13 protein-coding genes are annotated in these 16,868 nt (G+C 64.4%); all 13 read left to right on the plus strand.

Annotated elements, in window-relative coordinates:
* Window positions 1-27: 27 nt before the first annotated feature.
* Window positions 28-2,880: an excinuclease ABC subunit UvrA gene (gene uvrA / locus AB8619_RS07070; RefSeq protein ID WP_436795759.1), complete on the plus strand. Its 2,853-nt coding sequence runs from the start codon at window positions 28-30 to the stop codon at window positions 2,878-2,880.
* Between the two features lie 40 nt (window positions 2,881-2,920).
* Window positions 2,921-4,249: a sugar transferase gene (locus AB8619_RS07075; RefSeq protein ID WP_436795760.1), complete on the plus strand. Its 1,329-nt coding sequence runs from the start codon at window positions 2,921-2,923 to the stop codon at window positions 4,247-4,249.
* The gene (locus AB8619_RS07080) at window positions 4,246-5,250 is read left to right on the plus strand and encodes a glycosyltransferase family 2 protein (protein WP_436795761.1); all 1,005 of its coding nucleotides are present in this window, start codon (window positions 4,246-4,248) and stop codon (window positions 5,248-5,250) included. The genes AB8619_RS07075 and AB8619_RS07080 overlap by 4 nt, the downstream gene beginning before the upstream one ends.
* The gene (locus tag AB8619_RS07085; protein WP_436795762.1) at window positions 5,247-6,410 is read left to right on the plus strand and encodes a glycosyltransferase family 4 protein; all 1,164 of its coding nucleotides are present in this window, start codon (window positions 5,247-5,249) and stop codon (window positions 6,408-6,410) included. Before AB8619_RS07080 ends, AB8619_RS07085 begins: the two co-directional genes overlap by 4 nt.
* Window positions 6,374-7,015, plus strand: a complete 642-nt coding sequence (locus AB8619_RS07090; RefSeq protein WP_436795763.1) for an acyltransferase — start codon at window positions 6,374-6,376, stop codon at window positions 7,013-7,015. Before AB8619_RS07085 ends, AB8619_RS07090 begins: the two co-directional genes overlap by 37 nt.
* Complete coding sequence (locus AB8619_RS07095) at window positions 7,012-8,076, plus strand: DegT/DnrJ/EryC1/StrS family aminotransferase (RefSeq protein WP_436795764.1); 1,065 nt, start codon at window positions 7,012-7,014, stop codon at window positions 8,074-8,076. The genes AB8619_RS07090 and AB8619_RS07095 overlap by 4 nt, the downstream gene beginning before the upstream one ends.
* Window positions 8,073-9,062, plus strand: coding sequence for a Gfo/Idh/MocA family oxidoreductase (locus AB8619_RS07100; RefSeq protein ID WP_436795765.1), 990 nt, complete (start codon window positions 8,073-8,075; stop codon window positions 9,060-9,062). Before AB8619_RS07095 ends, AB8619_RS07100 begins: the two co-directional genes overlap by 4 nt.
* The gene (locus AB8619_RS07105) at window positions 9,059-10,345 is read left to right on the plus strand and encodes a nucleotide sugar dehydrogenase (RefSeq protein WP_436795766.1); all 1,287 of its coding nucleotides are present in this window, start codon (window positions 9,059-9,061) and stop codon (window positions 10,343-10,345) included. Before AB8619_RS07100 ends, AB8619_RS07105 begins: the two co-directional genes overlap by 4 nt.
* Before the next feature lie 131 nt (window positions 10,346-10,476).
* Entirely contained in the window at window positions 10,477-11,829 is a 1,353-nt protein-coding gene (locus AB8619_RS07110) for a lipopolysaccharide biosynthesis protein (protein WP_436796356.1), read from the plus strand.
* Between the two features lies 1 nt (window position 11,830).
* On the plus strand, window positions 11,831-13,156 hold the full coding sequence (locus AB8619_RS07115) for a Coenzyme F420 hydrogenase/dehydrogenase, beta subunit C-terminal domain (protein ID WP_436795767.1): 1,326 nt from the start codon (window positions 11,831-11,833) through the stop codon (window positions 13,154-13,156).
* Window positions 13,153-14,361: a polysaccharide pyruvyl transferase family protein gene (locus AB8619_RS07120; RefSeq protein ID WP_436795768.1), complete on the plus strand. Its 1,209-nt coding sequence runs from the start codon at window positions 13,153-13,155 to the stop codon at window positions 14,359-14,361. The genes AB8619_RS07115 and AB8619_RS07120 overlap by 4 nt, the downstream gene beginning before the upstream one ends.
* Window positions 14,362-14,480: 119 nt before the next feature.
* A complete protein-coding gene (locus tag AB8619_RS07125) occupies window positions 14,481-15,338 on the plus strand; it encodes a class I SAM-dependent methyltransferase (RefSeq protein WP_436795769.1) in 858 nt (285 codons plus the stop codon).
* Entirely contained in the window at window positions 15,331-16,728 is a 1,398-nt protein-coding gene (locus AB8619_RS07130; RefSeq protein ID WP_436795770.1) for a polysaccharide deacetylase family protein, read from the plus strand. Before AB8619_RS07125 ends, AB8619_RS07130 begins: the two co-directional genes overlap by 8 nt.
* Window positions 16,729-16,868 lie beyond the last annotated feature (140 nt).

Below are 16,868 nucleotides of genomic sequence, written 5' to 3' on the forward strand. Positions count from 1 at the left end.
TGTGGTGGGCGCCGCTAGCCTCGTCCCGTGGACAAGCTGGTCGTCTCCGGAGCGCGCGAACACAACCTCAAGGGCGTCGACCTCGAGCTGCCGCGCGACAAGCTCATCGTCTTCACCGGACTGTCGGGGTCGGGCAAGAGCTCGCTCGCGTTCGACACGATCTACGCCGAGGGCCAGCGCCGCTACGTCGAGTCGTTGTCGGCCTATGCCCGGCAGTTCCTCGGTCAGATGGACAAGCCCGACGTCGACTTCATCGAAGGCCTGTCGCCGGCCATCTCCATCGACCAGAAGTCGGCGAGTCGCAACCCTCGTTCGACCGTCGGCACCATCACCGAGGTCTACGACTACCTCCGCCTGCTGTTCGCCCGCATCGGCGTTCCACACTGTCCGGACGACGGCACGCCGGTGGCTCGCCAGACGCCGCAACAGATCGTCGACCGGATCATGGAGCTCGAGACCGGGACGCGATTCCAGGTCCTCGCTCCGGTGGTCCACGGCCGCAAGGGCACCTACGACACCCTCCTCGACGACCTCTACGGCCAGGGTTTCGCCCGAGCGATCGTCGACGGTGAGCTGATCGAGCTCGGTGACCACAGCGAGCTCGAGCTCGAGCGCTACGAGATGCACACCATCCAGGTGGTGGTCGACCGTCTCGTCGCCAAGGACAACATGGCCCGGCGGCTCACCGACTCGCTCGAGACCGCGCTCGCCCTGGCCGACGGCGTGGCCGAGATCCAGATCGTCCCCAAGGGCCGCGACGCGGAGCCGGAGGACACGCTCACCTTCAGCCAGCACTTCGCCTGTCCGACCTGTGGGATGTCGTTCCAGGACCTGGCGCCCCGCAACTTCTCGTTCAACTCGCCCTACGGCGCCTGCACCGCGTGCGACGGCCTCGGGACTCGCTACGAGGTCGACCCGCAGTTGGTCGTGCCCGACCCCGACCTTTCACTCGAAGAGGGCGCGATCGCCCCGTGGTCCGGTGGTCGGTCCACCTACTTCTCACGACTCGTCGAGTCGGTGGCCGAACACCTCGACATCGAGCCCGGTACCCCGTGGTCGAAGCTGACCAAGAAGCAGACCAACGCCCTGCTCCACGGCAAGGGCGTCTCGAAGGTCACGGTCACCTACACGAACCGCTACGGGCGGACCCGTACCTACAACGCCAACTTCGAGGGCGCGATCCCGTACCTCACGCGTCGCCACGGTGAGGCCGAGTCCGACTCGCAGCGCGAGCAGATCGAGGGGTACATGCGCGAGGTCGCGTGTCCCACGTGTGCCGGCAAGCGCCTCAACCCGATCTCGCTCGCCGTCCTGGTCGACGGTCACGACATCTCCGAGATCTGCGACCTCTCGATCGGCGAGGCCGCCAAGACGCTCGCCGGGCTCGAGTTGTCCGAGCGGGATCGCATCATCGCCGAACAGGTCGTCAAGGAGATCAACGCCCGGATGGGCTTCCTCCTCGACGTGGGCCTCGACTACCTGACGCTGTCCCGGTCCGCCGGAACGCTCGCCGGGGGAGAGGCGCAACGCATCCGCCTGGCCTCGCAGGTCGGTTCAGGCCTCGTCGGTGTGCTCTACGTGCTCGACGAGCCGTCGATCGGCCTGCACCAGCGCGACAACCGTCGCCTCATCGACACCCTGATCCGCATGCGCGACCTGGGGAACACGGTCATCGTCGTCGAGCACGACGAGGAGACCATCGCCGAGGCCGACCACGTGGTCGACATCGGACCCGGAGCCGGCGAACACGGCGGAGCGGTCGTCCACTCCGGCACCTACAAGCAGTTGCTGAAGAACAAGGAATCGGTCACCGGCCAATACCTGTCCGGCCGGAAGTCGATCCCCATCCCCGAGAAGCGGCGGACGCCCGGCGACCAACGCATCCGCGTGGTGGGTGCACGCGAGCACAACCTCCAGGACGTGTCGGTCGAGTTCCCGCTCGAGATGTTCACGTGCGTCACCGGTGTGTCGGGATCGGGCAAGTCGACGCTGGTCAACGAGATCCTGCTGCGGTCGTTGATGCAGCACGTCTACAAGTCGAAGCTGCCGCCGGGCCTGCACAAGCGCGTCGAGGGGATGGAGAGCCTCGACAAGGTCATCGCCATCGACCAGTCGCCGATCGGTCGGACGCCACGGTCGAACCCCGCCACCTACACCGGTGTCTGGGACCACGTCCGCAAGTTGTTCGCCCAGACCAACGAAGCCAAGGTCCGGGGCTACCTGCCCGGTCGGTTCAGCTTCAACGTGAAGGGCGGGCGCTGCGAGGCCTGCGCCGGCGACGGCACGATCAAGATCGAGATGCACTTCCTGCCCGACGTCTACGTGCCGTGCGAGATCTGCAAGGGCAAGCGGTACAACCGCGACACGCTCGACATCACGTTCAAGGGCAAGAACGTGTCCGAGATCCTCGACATGCCGTGCGAAGAGGCGTTGGAGTTCTTCGCCAACCAGCCCAACATCGCCCGCCACATGCAGACCATCTGCGATGTGGGTCTCGGTTACGTGCGCCTGGGGCAGTCCGCACCCACCCTCTCCGGTGGCGAGGCGCAGCGGGTGAAGCTGGCATCCGAGTTGGCCAAGCGGTCGACCGGCCACACCATCTACATCCTCGACGAACCCACCACCGGGCTCCACTTCGAGGACATCCGCAAGCTGCTGACGGTCCTGTCCCGCTTGGTCGACCAGGGCAACACCGTGCTGGTCATCGAGCACAACCTCGACGTCATCAAGACCGCCGACTGGATCATCGACCTCGGACCCGAGGGCGGGTCGGGGGGTGGCACCATCGTCGCCGAAGGCCCGCCCGAGCACATCGCCACCGTGTCGCAGAGCCACACCGGTCACTTCTTGGCCCCCATCCTGGGCGTGGATCGCTCCTGAGTCCTCAAGTCTCCTTCCGGTGCTGCCGTAACATCTGGGTGTGAGACGTCTGGCGCGCCCTTTGATGTACGCCGGAGTCCTCGGCATCGTCTTCGGGTTGAGCCAATGGCACGGCGACAACGTGGGCGGGTATGAGTTCGTCGACACCTCACGCTTCGGCTGGGCGACGGCATACGTCGGGATCTTGTGCCTTGCCGCCTACGGCCTCGGTCTTCCCGAAGTCCCGCGCACGATGCGGAGTCGGCTACCGACGTCGTTGCTCGCATCGGTCTCCGGTGCGTTGGGCATCTCCGGTGTCCAACTCTTCGTTGGCGACGCGCTTCTCCCGCGGTTCGTGGTGTTTGGCTCCGCCATGCTGTTGGTGCCTTGGTACTACGCCATGTCCACGCTCGCCGGGGCCGGGCGCCGAAATCTTGAAGCTCGCGACCGCATCGCGATCGTGGGTCCTGCTGAACTCGAGGCCGAGTTGACCACCGAGCTGGCCGGTGGTCCGGAGCGGCCCGCCACGGTGGTCGCATCGCTCTCCGTCGGCGAAGCGGCTGCGGTGGACGAGCATGTTCGTCCGCTGGTCGAAGCCGTGGTCGCGAGCGGAGCGTCGGTCCTCGTCCTGAGCTCGGATGCGCAGTCCGACGAGCGTGTCGTCGCGCAGGCGGCATCGCTCCACGAGAGCGGGGTGCGCGTACGCACACAGTCGTTGTTCTACGAGGAGTACCTGGGGAAGCTGCCCGTAGCCGACCTCGGGCGGGTGTCCCTGTTCTTCGACATCGGCGAGGTCCATCGGGACCGGTTCGGTCGCGTCAAGCGACTGGTCGACCTGGTCGCGGGCCTGATCGGCAGCATCGCTCTCTTCATCGCCATCCCCGCTGTTGCCATCGGAAATCTGTTCGGGAACCGAGGACCGCTTTTCTATCGGCAGACTCGTACTGGGCGGGCGGGCGTGCCCTTCACCATCTTGAAGTTCCGCACCATGAGCGATGACGCGTCGGTCCCGACGGACTGGACGTCCGAGGACGATCCCCGGATCACCACGTTCGGGCGGCTGCTCCGCGTGTCGCACCTCGACGAACTGCCGCAGGTCTGGAACATCTTGCGCGGCGACTTGAGCTTGGTCGGGCCCAGACCCGAACAACCTCGTTACGTCGAGGAGTTGGTCGAGAAGCTCCCGTTCTACGACTTGCGGCACATCGTGCGTCCCGGCCTCACCGGCTGGGCACAGGTGAAGTACGGGTACGCGGGCGATGAGCGGGACGCGCTCGAGAAGCTCCAGTACGACTTCCACTACCTGCGCCGGCAGTCGGTGTCCTTCGATCTGCGCATCGTGGGGCGTACCGTTCGGTCTGTTCTCGGCAACGAAGGGAAGGGACGTTGACCGACGCACCACTCGTGACAGTGTTGATCCCGGCGAGGAACGAGGAAGCGGACATCGAGCGCTGCCTCCGGGCCGTGCTGGCGCAGGACCACCCCCACGACCGTATGGAGATCGTGCTGGTAGACGGTGGGTCGACCGATGGGACGGCGACGGTCGCTCGCTCGATCCTCGAGTCGGGTGACATCGCTTGGAAGATCGTGGACAATCCGGCGGGGACGACGCCGAGCAATCTCAATGCCGGGCTGGCCGTGGCGTCTGGCGAGTACCTGTGTCGTGTCGACGCTCGAAGCATCATTCCCGTGGAATACGTCCGGTTGTGCGCTGAGGTGCTTGAGACTCGGCCTGACGTTGTGGTGACCGGTGGAGCCCAGGTCGCCGAACCTCGGTCTGATGCGGTGATCGACGTCGGCATCGCACGCGCCTTGAACAATCGTTTCGCGATGGGTGGGTCGCGCTACCGGTCCGGAGCTTCATCTGGGCCGACTGACACGGTGTACCTCGGCGCGTTCCGAACGTCGCTGCCACGCTCGATCGGGGGCTGGAACCCGTATTTCTCGACGAATCAGGACTACGAGCTCAACCGTCGTCTCGGTCGTGAGGGGATCGTGTGGTTCGATGCGCGTCTCGCTGTCGCGTACATCCCTCGGAGCTCCATCGCAGGTCTGTGGCGTCAGTATCACCGGTTTGGTCGGTGGAAGGTTCGGTATTGGCGGCGGACCGGTGATCGCCCTCAGCGGCGGCAACAACTCCTCATCGCTGCACTCCCGGCCACGGCTGCGGTGATCGGCTGTGTTCTCCGGATGTCTCGTGAACGAGACCGGAAGGCGTGGAGCCTCGGCCTGGCTGCCATCGCTGGCGCTGCTGCCATCGAGCACCGCGGATCTACTGTGCCCGAGGGAGGGCTGGCACCTCGAGCCGTGTCCGTGTGGTCGATGGCTGTGGTGGCCGTTGCATGGGGGTCCGGTGTCTGGCGGGAAGGCCTTGCCGGGAGTCGGCCATGAAGGCAACCGTCCTGCACCTATCAAGCGCACACCCGCCGTTCGACACGCGCATCTTCCACAAGGAATGTCGAACACTCGCCGAGGCCGGCTACGACGTCTCTCTCGCTGTGCCGGGTGACGAGGCAGGGCTGCACGATGGCGTCAGGCTCATTCCGGTCAAGAAGGCTTCGAACCGACGGCAGCGTGTGATCACGACGCAGCGACACCTGTGGCGGATCGCCATGGCATCGGATGCGGACATCCTTCACTTCCACGACCCAGACCTTCTTCCGCTTGGGTTGGCGCTGAGTCTCCGCGGTCGAACCGTGGTGTACGACTCTCATGAGGATGTGATCAAGCAACTCGCGGATCGTGACTGGATCCCGCAGGTGTTGCGTCGACCGGCGCAGCGGGTTGTAGGAGGGATCGAGCGGATGGTCGTCCGTCATCTGGCGGCGATCATCTCGGCTGAGCCTGGGGCCGCGGGTCGCTTCCCGAAGAACAAGACGGTCGTTGTACAGAACTTCCCTCTGCGTCGCGAGTTCGATGGGCTTGAAGGCAAGCAATATCGCGATCGCCCGCCAGCGGTGTTCTACGTCGGAGACATCACCCGAACCCGGGGTGCGCTGCAGATGGTCGACGCGATCGGTTTGCTTCCGGAGGAGTTGGGGGCCCGGTTCGTGCTCGCTGGCCGGATCAACGAGCCCGGGCTTCGGGCAGAGTTGGAAGAATCGCCTGGTTGGGAGCGAACGGAGTTCATGGGATTCATCGGCCGCGATGAGCTTCGACGCCATCTCGCAAACGCTCGCGTGGGCATCGTCGTCATGCAGCCCACGGTCCAGTACCGAGACGCGACACAGCCCGTCAAGCTGTTCGAGTATCTCGCTGCCGGATTGCCGGTGGTGGCGTCTGATTTCGAGGCTTGGAGGCCTTTCGTGCTCGGTCCGGGTGCAGGCGTCCTCGTGGACCCGACATCGCCAGCGGCGATCGCCGAGGCACTCGAGTTCGTGCTTCGGCACGCGGACGCCGCAGAGGCCATGGGTGCGCGCGGTCGCACTGCGGTGCTCGGACAGTGGATGTGGGCATCCCAGGGTGCCGAACTAACGCGGCTCTACGATTGCTTGCTCGAGCGTGGCACGTCACGTTGCGCTGCACCGCCGACCCAGGAAGTCACCGGTTGATGAGTCCCGCCGAGAGTGTCACGGTCGCCGACTCGGCGACGATCGAGAGCGGCGCCCGAATCGGTGCGGCGTCGCGCGTGTGGGATCTCGCAACGGTGCGGAGTGGTGCGGTCGTTGGTTCGGAGTGTGTGCTCGGCCGTGGTGCCTTCATCGACGTGGGTGTGGTGATCGGCGACCGGTGCAAGATTCAGAATCACGCGCTGCTGTACGCGCCTGCGGAACTCGCTGACGGTGTCTTCGTGGGCCCCTCGGTGATTCTCACCAATGATCGGTTCCCGAGGGCCGTGAACTCCGATGGAACTGTGAAAGGCGCGAGCGACTGGAGCCCCGAGGGTGTCCGGGTGGGCACCGGTGCGTCGATCGGTGCTGCGGCAGTGGTGCTCGCCGGTGTGCGGATCGGACCTTGGTCGATGATCGCCTCGAACAGCACCGTGACCCGAGACGTTGCGGCCTTCGCTCTCGTCGCCGGATCACCCGCGACTCGGATCGGCTGGATTGGGCGGGCAGGTCAACGACTGCAGAGGACCGATGCTGGACTCTGGGAGTGTCCTGTCGACGGTTCCGAGTACCGCGAACTCGACGGTACGTTGGAGGAGCGCGAATGAGTACCGTGCGGATTGCCAAACCGATGATCGGTGACGAGGAGCGAGCTGCGGTCGATCGCGTGCTCTCCAGCGGTTCGATCTCGCAGGGACCTGAGGTAGCTGCGTTCGAAGACGAGTTCGCCTCGCTTGTCGACGGTCGCCGCTGCGTAGCCGTGAACTCGGGTACGTCCGCGCTGCACATCGCGCTGCTGACGCTCGGAATCGGGCCTGGAGACGAGGTCATCGTACCTTCGTTCACCTTCGCGGCGACGGCGAATGCGGTCTGTCTTGCTGGGGCTCGACCGGTCTTCGTTGACATCGACCCAGCCACGTTCTGCGTCAGTCCCGCAGCGGTCGAAGCGGCCATCGGTCCACGAACTGCTGCGATCATGCCGGTGCATCTCTATGGCCATCCGGCCGACATGCACCGGATCGGCCGTCTCGCCGTTCGACACGGGCTGGCGTTGATCGAAGATGCCGCACAGGCTCACGCCGCGGAGTTCGACGGTCGGCCGGTGGGTTCGTTTGGTCACGCCGCAGTGTTCAGCTTCTATCCGACGAAGAACATGACGACCGGTGAAGGCGGCATGGTGGTGTTCCCAGATGCAGGCAGCGAGCGTCGTGCGCGACTGCTTCGCAGCCAGGGAATGGAGCGGATGTACGAGAACGAAATCGTCGGCTTCAATCTCAGGATGACCGACATGGCCGCGGCGATCGGAAGGGTCCAGTTGGGTCGTCTCGCAGCATTCACGGAGCGACGTGAAACCAATGCGGCGAAGCTGACCGCCGCGCTCGCTGACAGCGCCGCCGTGACACCACCTGCCCGGGATGACAGAGCGCGACATGTCTTCCACCAATACACGGTCCGATGTCGCGATCGCGAGGAGGTGCTTCGGCGATGCCGTGAAGCAAACATCGAGGCCCGGGTGTACTACCCGACGCCGACGCACCAGCTCCCATCGTTCGCTACCGACGACGACCTCCCGGAGACGATTCGGGCGGCGGATGAAGTCGTGTCGCTTCCGGTCGGGCCGCATGTGGAGGCTCGAGATCTCGACAGGATCATCGGAGCCCTCACATGACGCCGGTACGGATGGGTGTGGTCGGCCTGGGCATGATGGGCCGCCACCATGTCCGCCTGGCTCGTTCGACCGAGGGCGTGGACTTGGTCGGGGTTCACGATCCGTTGGGCGATCCACATGGAGTCGCGAACGATGTTCCCAACCACGAGTCGCTCGAGGGACTGATCGCTGCCGGAATCGATGCCGCCGTGGTGGCCACGCCGACGGACGACCACCTTCCAATCGGTCGACAACTCGCCGCGGCAGGCGTGCACATGCTCATCGAGAAGCCGCTCGCCACGGATGTTCGATCAGGGGAGGAGCTCCTCGCCTCCATCGAGGCGGCGGGTGTGATCGCAGCGGTTGGGCACGTCGAGCGTTTCAATCCGGCGATTCGAGCGTTGAAACGCAGGCTGACTGACTTCGAACTCGGTGATCTGTACTCCATATCGACCTCGCGACAAGGGCCCTTCCCAGACCGGATCCGTGATGTGGGAGTCATCAAGGATCTCGGAACTCACGACATCGATCTCACCATGTGGATCGCCGGCGAGCGCTTTGCCTCGGTGTCGGCACAAGTCGCGCATCGGGCGGGTCGGCCTCACGAGGACCTCGTCGTCGCAATCGGTCGGCTCGAGAGCGGGTTGGTCACGAACCACGAGGTGAATTGGTTGACCCCGACGAAGGAGCGCCGCATCGTCGTGACCGGCTCGAAGGGCCGGTACGTGGCGGACACGGTGACCTCTGACCTGTTCTTCTTCGAGAACGGCTCGGTCGCGACCGAGTGGGAGGCGATCTCTCGTTTCCGCGGCGTCGTCGAAGGCGACATGATTCGCTATGCCATCCCGAAGCCAGAGCCCCTCATGGTCGAACATGAGGGATTTCGTGACGCCGTCGTCGGTGAAGGCGGCGACATCGTGACCGCGGCTGAAGGGCTCGACGTCCTCCGGGTTGCCGACGCCATGTCTCGATCCGCGGCCAATGGCACGGTGGAGGTGCCGCGATGAGTGCGGTGTGTGTCGTCGGCCTGGGCAAGATCGGGCTCCCGCTCGCTTGTTCGATCGCCGCTGCCGGGCATCGAGTCCGCGGCGCTGACACCTCGCAGACCGTCGTGGACCAGGTCAACAACGCCGAAGAGCCGTTTCCCGGCGAGAGCGGCCTCGCTGATGCGCTCCGCCACGTGGTGGATGCTGGCACCCTCGTCGCCACGGTCGACACCACCAACGCCGTGGCTGAGAGCGAGGTTGTCGTCGTCGTTGTGCCGCTGATCGTGAACGAGTCGGCCGAACCGGACTTTGGGATCATGGATGCGGCAACTCGAGATGTGGCTGCCGGGCTGAAGCCAGGGACACTGGTGTCCTACGAGACCACGCTCCCCGTTGGGACCACTCGAAATCGGCTCGCACGAGCGCTGGCGTCCGGGTCAGGACTGACCCTGGGAGCCGATCTCTTCGTCGTTCACTCACCCGAGCGGGTGTTCAGCGGCCGGATCTTTGCCGATCTTCGGAGCTATCCGAAACTGGTGGGTGGCATCGATGGGCAGAGTTCGGCGCGCGGCGTCTCGTTCTACGAGTCGTTCCTGGAGTTCGACACTCGCGATGACCTGGCCGAACCCAACGGCGTTTGGGATCTCGGGACGGCCGAGGCAGCCGAGTTGGCCAAGCTTGCAGAGACGACGTACCGGGATCTCAACATTGCATACGCCAATGAACTGGCGATCGCATCGGAGGGGATCGGCGTCGACGTCAACGCCGTGATCGACGCGTGCAATAGCCAGCCATACTCCCACATCCACCGCCCGGGAATCTCCGTCGGAGGACACTGCATCCCCGTGTACCCGCACTTCCTGTTGAACAGCACGACTGGCATGTCACTTCCATCAGCGGCTCGAGCAGTGAACGACTCGATGCCCTCGATTGCTGCCGACCGCCTTGCCGCGGAGCTCGGCGGGCTCGAGGGACTGATCGTCGTCGTACTCGGGCTCGCGTACCGTGGCGAAGTGAAGGAGCATGCGTTCTCCGGCACATTTGCGCTCGTCAGCGCGCTCGAGACGCTCGGTGCGAGCGTGGCCGTACACGATGTCCTCTATGAACCGCGGGAGATCGAGTCTCTCGGCTTCTCGGTCTACCGGCGCGGCGAAGCTGCAGACGCCGCCGTGTTGCACACCGACCATGCGGAGTATCTCGAGTGGGAAAGCGCTGACATCCCGGGTGGCAAGGTCGTATACGACGGACGGAATGTGCTCGACGCTGATCGGTGGCCAGCGGTCCTCTCGCTTGGCCGATCGTGAGCCCAGTGCCTGCTCCTGTCGACGATTCGACCCAGGATTCGCGATCGACCCGGGACTGGTTCGTCACGGATGTGGCCACGGTCGCGTCCGGCGCTGCGGTGGCTCAGGTTGTGCTGTTGGTGGCGACGCCGGTGCTGTCTCGCCTCTACGAACCCGAGGCGTTCGGAACGATGGCGTCCTTCACTGGACTGGTGGTCATCGTCGCCACGCTCGCAACCGGTCGATACGAGATCGCCATTCCTCTGGCGAAGTCCCGTGTCGACGCAGCGAACCTTCTGGTGCTGGCCGCGACGATCACGATCGTGTTCTCCGCACTGTCACTGGCAGTCGTCGCCTTGTTTCGCGGACAGATCTCGACGGTGCTCAACACGCCTGACCTCGCCGACTGGCTGTGGCTGGCGCCGTTGGCGTTGCTCGCGACGGCGTGGGCGGAGATCGGAAAGTATTGGGTCACTCGAGAGCGGGCCTTCGGGACGCTCTCATTGAGCAACGTCGGTCGATCGGTCGTCGCATTGATGGTCCAACTGGCGGTCGGCATCCGAGCGACCGCGATCGCAGGAGGGCTCATCACCGGACAAGTCGTCGGCGCCGTTCTGGCGCCTGCAGTCTTGCTCCGAGGAGTCGGCGCAGGCGGCCTCCAGTCCATCTGGGCCGCCGCATCTCGTGCCGAGATGCGGCGACTCGCGAACGAGTACGCCGAACTACCGAGGCGCTCGTTCTCGGTCTTCTTGAATCGGCTATCGACTGTTGCGTTGCCGTTGGTGCTCGCGGCGCAGATCGATCCGGTCAGCGCCGGACTAGTCATGCTCAGCCAGCGGATCGTCGTGCTTCCCGTACAAGTGTTCGGCCAAGCGATCTGGCAGGTTGCGCATGCTCGGCTCGGACCCCTGGACGAACGTGATCGCCGCCGCTTTCTCCGAGCCGTCAACCAGTACAGCTGCGCGTTGTACGGCCTCCCGATGGTGGCCGTCGGCATGTTCGCCTACCTCTCGTCGTCGTTGTTCGGCCCCGAGTGGGGTGATCTCGAGCTCATCATCCCGATGGTCGCATTCATGACCTACATCAATGCCGTATCGAACTCCGTGAGCTATTGGGCTGTCTCGGGCATGTATCGCGAGGAATCTCGAACGAACATCCTTCTCGTCGTCGTGCGGCTCGGCTCCGTCGCGGCTGCAGGAGCATTCTTCGGACTTGTGGGTGTGGTCGGCGCGTACTGTGCCGCCTCCTCACTCTTGTACCTCGGGGTCTATGTGTTCTGGGGTCGACACTTGCGGATGCTCCGTTTGTTCCTTGCGCACCTGATCGCCGTTCCGGTTGTCTGCCTCGCGATGCTCACACCCGTGCGAGTTCTCGCAGGCGATCATCTGGTCGCCGCCGGAGTCGGCGCAACACTCGTTGGTGCGGCCTACCTCGCTCTTATGACGCGATCGATGTCACGCGACGATGGTCTGCGAGCGGGAGGAGAGATCAATGCGGATTGGTGACGTGAAGTCCGAGTTCGTGCCCGGTATCTCCAACGTCGTACGAGACGACATGTGCATCGCTTGTGGTGCCTGTGTCGCTGCCTGTCCTTCACAGGCCGTGATTCCGTCGTTCGACGACCGGCGCGGTGCTCACGAAGTGAGGATCGTGGATTCTGCGGCATGCGCGAGTTGCCCTGCGCCGTGCGACGACGTCTGTCCGAGTCTCGAAGTGGACTTGGTCGATCTGCTGCAGTCGAGAGTCGCCGTCCGGCGGTCCGGGCCAGTTTCCTCGACGTGGCTTGCCGCCGTGCCCCGCCACCGAGACAACGGGGTCTCTAGCTCAGGCGGTGTACTTCGAGCGCTGATCCATCGGGCGATCGAACGAGGAAGCCCGGTCGTCTGCCTCACTAGGCAGGGAGATGACTACGGCCCGGAATTGATCGAAGATCTCGGCGACCTCGGTCGTGTCCCCGGGTCGATCTATCACTCTGTGTCCTTCGTACGGGCGATCGAGGTGTTGCGGTCCGCTGGTCGGCCGTGCGTGCTCGTGGCGACGCCTTGTCAATTGGAAGGAATCGCGAAGTTCGTCCGTTCGGTGGAGCCTGACCTCGACAGTCAGATCGCTCTGCGAGTCGGCCTCATCTGCGGATGGATGTACTCCCGCCATGCGCTTGAGGCTTTCGCGTATCACAAGCAGGTCGACGTCTCGGGTGGCATCGACGACGCGACATATCGAGGCGAGGGCGAGGCCGGCAATCTCGTCATCACGACCCAAGGTGAACGACACGAGTTCGACCGTCGGACGTTCGACGGACTGGGCGACCGGATCGACTACCAGTCGAGCTTTTCGCGATACGCCAACCGTCTTCGATGCCGAGTGTGCGAAGACCACGTGAATGTGCTCGCGGACGTCGCGGTTGGCGACGCGTGGCTTGAACGAAAGCGTGGCCAGAAGCTGAGCTTGGTCGTCGTGCGCTCTGCCCGAGGCGAGGCAGCGATCGCCGATCTGCGGGCTCACGAGGAGGTCGAGATGGAGGCAGCGGACGCGGGCGACTTGGTCGAGAGTCAGTCGACCAACTTGGTTGAGGGCATCGAAGCGCGCCTGTTCAATGAATACCTCGCGGGTCACGGCTCGACGACTCCGACTTTCCGGTTCGGTGACGGCGAGATCGAGAGCACTGGGCCGACGGCGATCCAGCGCGGCGCATTCCGCTTCGAACTGTTGATGCGAGGCACGTTGCGAGGTGGTCGCTATCGCCGTTTCCGTCGCCTCTATACGGCGCGGGACGTGAGCTCTCGGTTCGTGCGACGCATGCGCCGGCTGGCCGGACGAGAGAAGCCCCGATGAGGGTATTCGTCACAGGTCTGTGTCTCCAGGGAAACAAGGGAGGTCCTGCGCTCGCCGTGTCGCTTCGGGCGCAACTCGAGCGCGAGTTCGGGCACTGCGATCTGACGCTTTCCGTACCATCTCGCGACATAGAGCGTGAGAGAGCGTGGGCAGAGCACTACGGAGTCGAAGTGGTGCCCGACTTCGTGTTGGCGGACGTGGTTCCGCCCTACATGTTCCGGGACTTCTCGAGTCGTCGGGCTCGCGTTGGAACGTGGTTTCGAGCGCTCCGACGTGCTGATGTCCTGGTGGAGTTGTCTGCCATCAGCTACGTCGGACCGCCGGTGGGTTCGACGCGTTCGGCGATGACTCACCGGTTCAGGTACTTCGTGGCCTGTCGAATCGCCCGTCGGAGGTTTGTTGCATGGACGCAGAGTTACGGCCCGTTCACGACGTGGCCCGTCAGAGCCATGGCCAGACTCGATCTGTCCCGCCAGGACATCGTCTTCTGTCGCGGCGACGACTGTCGGGACGACGTCAGCAGTCTCCTGCCAAGGGCCAGAGCAGAGTCGTTTCCTGATGTTGCGACCACGATGGGCTTCGATGTTGGCCGAGGCGCCGAACTCCTGGAGGCGGTGGGCGTGCACCCCGGCGACGTCGTCGTCACCTTGTCGCCGAGTGCAGTGCTCTACGCCAAGTCCGATGGCGTTGGCGTCGCCAACCAGCATGTTCGGCAAATGAGGGAGATGGTCGACAAGCAGGTTGCAGCCGGGCGTCGGGTCGGGCTCGTCCCACACACGCTCCGACCCGATCGACCTGACCCCTTGGTGTGCGACGGCGCAGTCTGTGGGCTCATCCTCGCTGACACCGGTCCCGACGTCGTGTATCTCGACGCTGACCTCGCCGCTCCTGATCTCAAGTCGGTGATCGCCAACGCGACGGTCCATGTCGGAGGTCGCTATCACAGCATCATCGCTGCCCTTTCTTCGGGTGTGCCGTGCCTGTCGCTGTCCTGGCATCCGAAGTACCTCGACATCATGCGCATGTACGGCATGGAGGACTTCGTGATCGATGGTCTCGGCGCGACGACGCAGCGCGATGTACTCATCGAACGTCTGGTGAACGAGCGTCCGCAACTCTCCGAGCAACTCCTGGACCGACAGCCGGCGGTCGCGGCCGAAGTCGAACGGAACGCTGCGCTCTTCGCCGGGATGATCAGGCAATGAGGTCAGCCCGTGAACCCTGTCGAGTGTGCGGGTCGACGGCCACGACGCTCGTTGGGCGGCTGCAGCCTTATGTCGACTTTGCCTGCGATGTCCACGACTGTGAGACGTGTGGGTGTCGGGTGGCGCCGCACGACAGTACGGTGCACGAGCGCCTTCACTCCGCGACCAACTCCAGTTATGGGACACACCGTCAGATTGGCGACGCAGTGGTGGCGGCCTACCAACGCGAGGATGCAGGGGCGCTTGCTGACCTCCTCGAGGTGCGTCCTGCCCAGCGGTTCGTCATCGAAACCGTGACTTCGTCGGGACTTGCTCCTGAGCAAAGTCAGGTTCTCGACGTCGGTTGCTCGAGCGGATACCTCACGGCGTTCTTCCTCACCGCGGGCTACAACGCGATCGGCGTCGACGTGTCACCGACAGCGGTCTCGGCCGCGGCAGCTCGGTTCGGTCCACATTTTCACGCGCCCGATTCCTCGGAGGTGGAGGCGATGGAACCCTTCGACGCGATCTTCCACGTCGGAACAGTCGGTTGCGTCGACGACCCGGACTCGTTCATCCGTCGTCAGCTCGGGCAGTTGCGGCCGGGCGGCTTGCTTGCCTTCAACGCGCCGAATGCAGAGGCCGCGCGCGCTCGTGGTCTCGTTTGGGGGGTCTCCACGCCGCCTCCTGATCTCGTGACGCTCTTCACGCCATCGTTCTTCACGGATCGATTCGCAGACATCGCCGATGTTCGCGTTGTCATCGAGAAGGTGCGCCCCGGCGATGAGCTCATGCGTCGCCTCCGCCGTAAACGGATCGTTGATCCTGAGCCGACGTCCGCACTCCTGGGACAGTCGCAGCGTCAGCGGCCCCCGCTGGTGAGCCGCCCGGGACGCAGCATCGTTGATGCGGTTGCAGACCTCGGCGCGCGAGCTCGGCTTCTACGATCGCCTGCAGCCGAGTACGGGATTCACGTGACGATGCGTCGACGTGGCTGAGTTCCGTCTCCTCATCCCGGCGAGCCACGAGCCCGAGCGTCGGCATGCCGCGACGCTCGTGTTCGACGACGTACTCGGTGTCGACGTGAACGTCGTCACCTCGAGCGTGACAGTCCCGACCATCACTGACGGCGAGTTGTCACTCCAGGTAGCCGATGGATTCTTCGCGCATGACCGTCTCGACTCGATCGAGGCACGACGGAATGCCTCGAGACGGAGGCGGGTAGACGAACCGATGCGCACGAACGCTCAGGATCTGCCGTGGCTGTTCGATGACGATTCAGGCTCGCAAAATCTTGTGATCGACGAGCGCGGGGCACGGTTGACCGTAGATGTGTTCGGAGCTGTCTTCTTCCTGGCCACGATGTTTGAGGAGGTCGACGCCCCCGCAGTTGATCGGCATGGTCGGTTCCTCGCGATCAATTCGACCGCTGTTCGCGGGGAATTCCTCCGGCGACCAGTCGCGGAGGAACACGTTGACCTGTTGTGGATGGCGATGCGTTCGGTGTGGCCTCGGCTCGAGCGTCGTCGCCGGGCATTCGAGGCCGTGCTCACGTTCGACGTGGACAATCCGTACGCGTACCAGAACCGACGACTTCGGAGCGTTGCACGGTCCGTCGTCGGTCGAGGCGTGATTCGAGGTCGTCCGCGATCGGCTCTGGCCATGGCGCGCGGATGGGCGGACGTCCGGCGGCACGGCGTCGACCGGGACCCGTGGAACACCTTCGACGTCCTGATGACCGGGACTGAGAGTCTTGGGGTACAAGGCATGTTTCATCTGATTGCAGACCCGGACCCTGCGGGTCGGAATCCCGACGCGGTGTATCGGCTCGATGATCCTGCCGTCGTCTCGCTCATCGACAGCGTTCGCCGTCGAGGTCATCTCCTCGGTGTACACGGGAGCTACGAGTCACATCTGTCCGTGGACCGCCTGCGCCGAGAAGTGGAGACCGTTCGAGAGCTTGCGGCGGACTTCGGGCAACCATCTCGTCCACTCCACGGACGGCAGCACTACCTCCGATGGGACGCCGCGGCATCGCCAGCGACGCAGGCCGCAGCGGGGTTGGACGTCGACTCGACCGTTGGTTTCGCCGAGCGAGCGGGTTTCCGAGCTGGGATGTGTCGGCCATTCCATGCCTACGACCATCGGTCGCGACGCACGCTGCCGCTGATGGTCCGGCCGCTTATCGTCATGGACAGGACGCTTGTCGATGCTGGATACGAGAACCTTGCCAGGGAGTCGGCAGTGGATCTATTGGAGGAGTTGGCGGCGACTTGTCGCCGACATCAGGGCGAGTACGTGGTCCTGTGGCACAACGACTCGCTCCACGACGACCGGCTCGGTCCGCTGTGGAACGACTTGCTAGCCGTGATCGGTTCCGGCGCCTGAGTATCCAACAGATAACAGGTCAGTTGTAGTGCTGTCGCCGGGCGCTGTCGACGCTCGCGCTGTGGCGTCGACGTCGGATTCGTCCACGGATACGCTCGATGGTTGTTGGTCGCTCGCTCCTCCCGTCACCGCGAGACTCG

Origin of the sequence: Actinospongiicola halichondriae (assembly GCF_049103745.1) — a bacterium.
Taxonomy (GTDB): domain Bacteria; phylum Actinomycetota; class Acidimicrobiia; order Acidimicrobiales; family Salinilacustritrichaceae; genus Salinilacustrithrix; species Salinilacustrithrix halichondriae.

Bases quoted from the DNA above. Each gene is read 5' to 3' on its own strand.
- AB8619_RS07120 (WP_436795768.1), top strand. From the start codon at position 13,153: ATGAGGGTATTCGTCACAGGTCTGTGTCTCCAGGGAAACAAGGGAGGT.
- AB8619_RS07100 (WP_436795765.1), top strand. From the start codon at position 8,073: ATGACGCCGGTACGGATGGGTGTGGTCGGCCTGGGCATGATGGGCCGC.
- AB8619_RS07105 (WP_436795766.1), top strand. From the start codon at position 9,059: ATGAGTGCGGTGTGTGTCGTCGGCCTGGGCAAGATCGGGCTCCCGCTC.
- AB8619_RS07095 (WP_436795764.1), top strand. From the start codon at position 7,012: ATGAGTACCGTGCGGATTGCCAAACCGATGATCGGTGACGAGGAGCGA.
- AB8619_RS07085 (WP_436795762.1), top strand. From the start codon at position 5,247: ATGAAGGCAACCGTCCTGCACCTATCAAGCGCACACCCGCCGTTCGAC.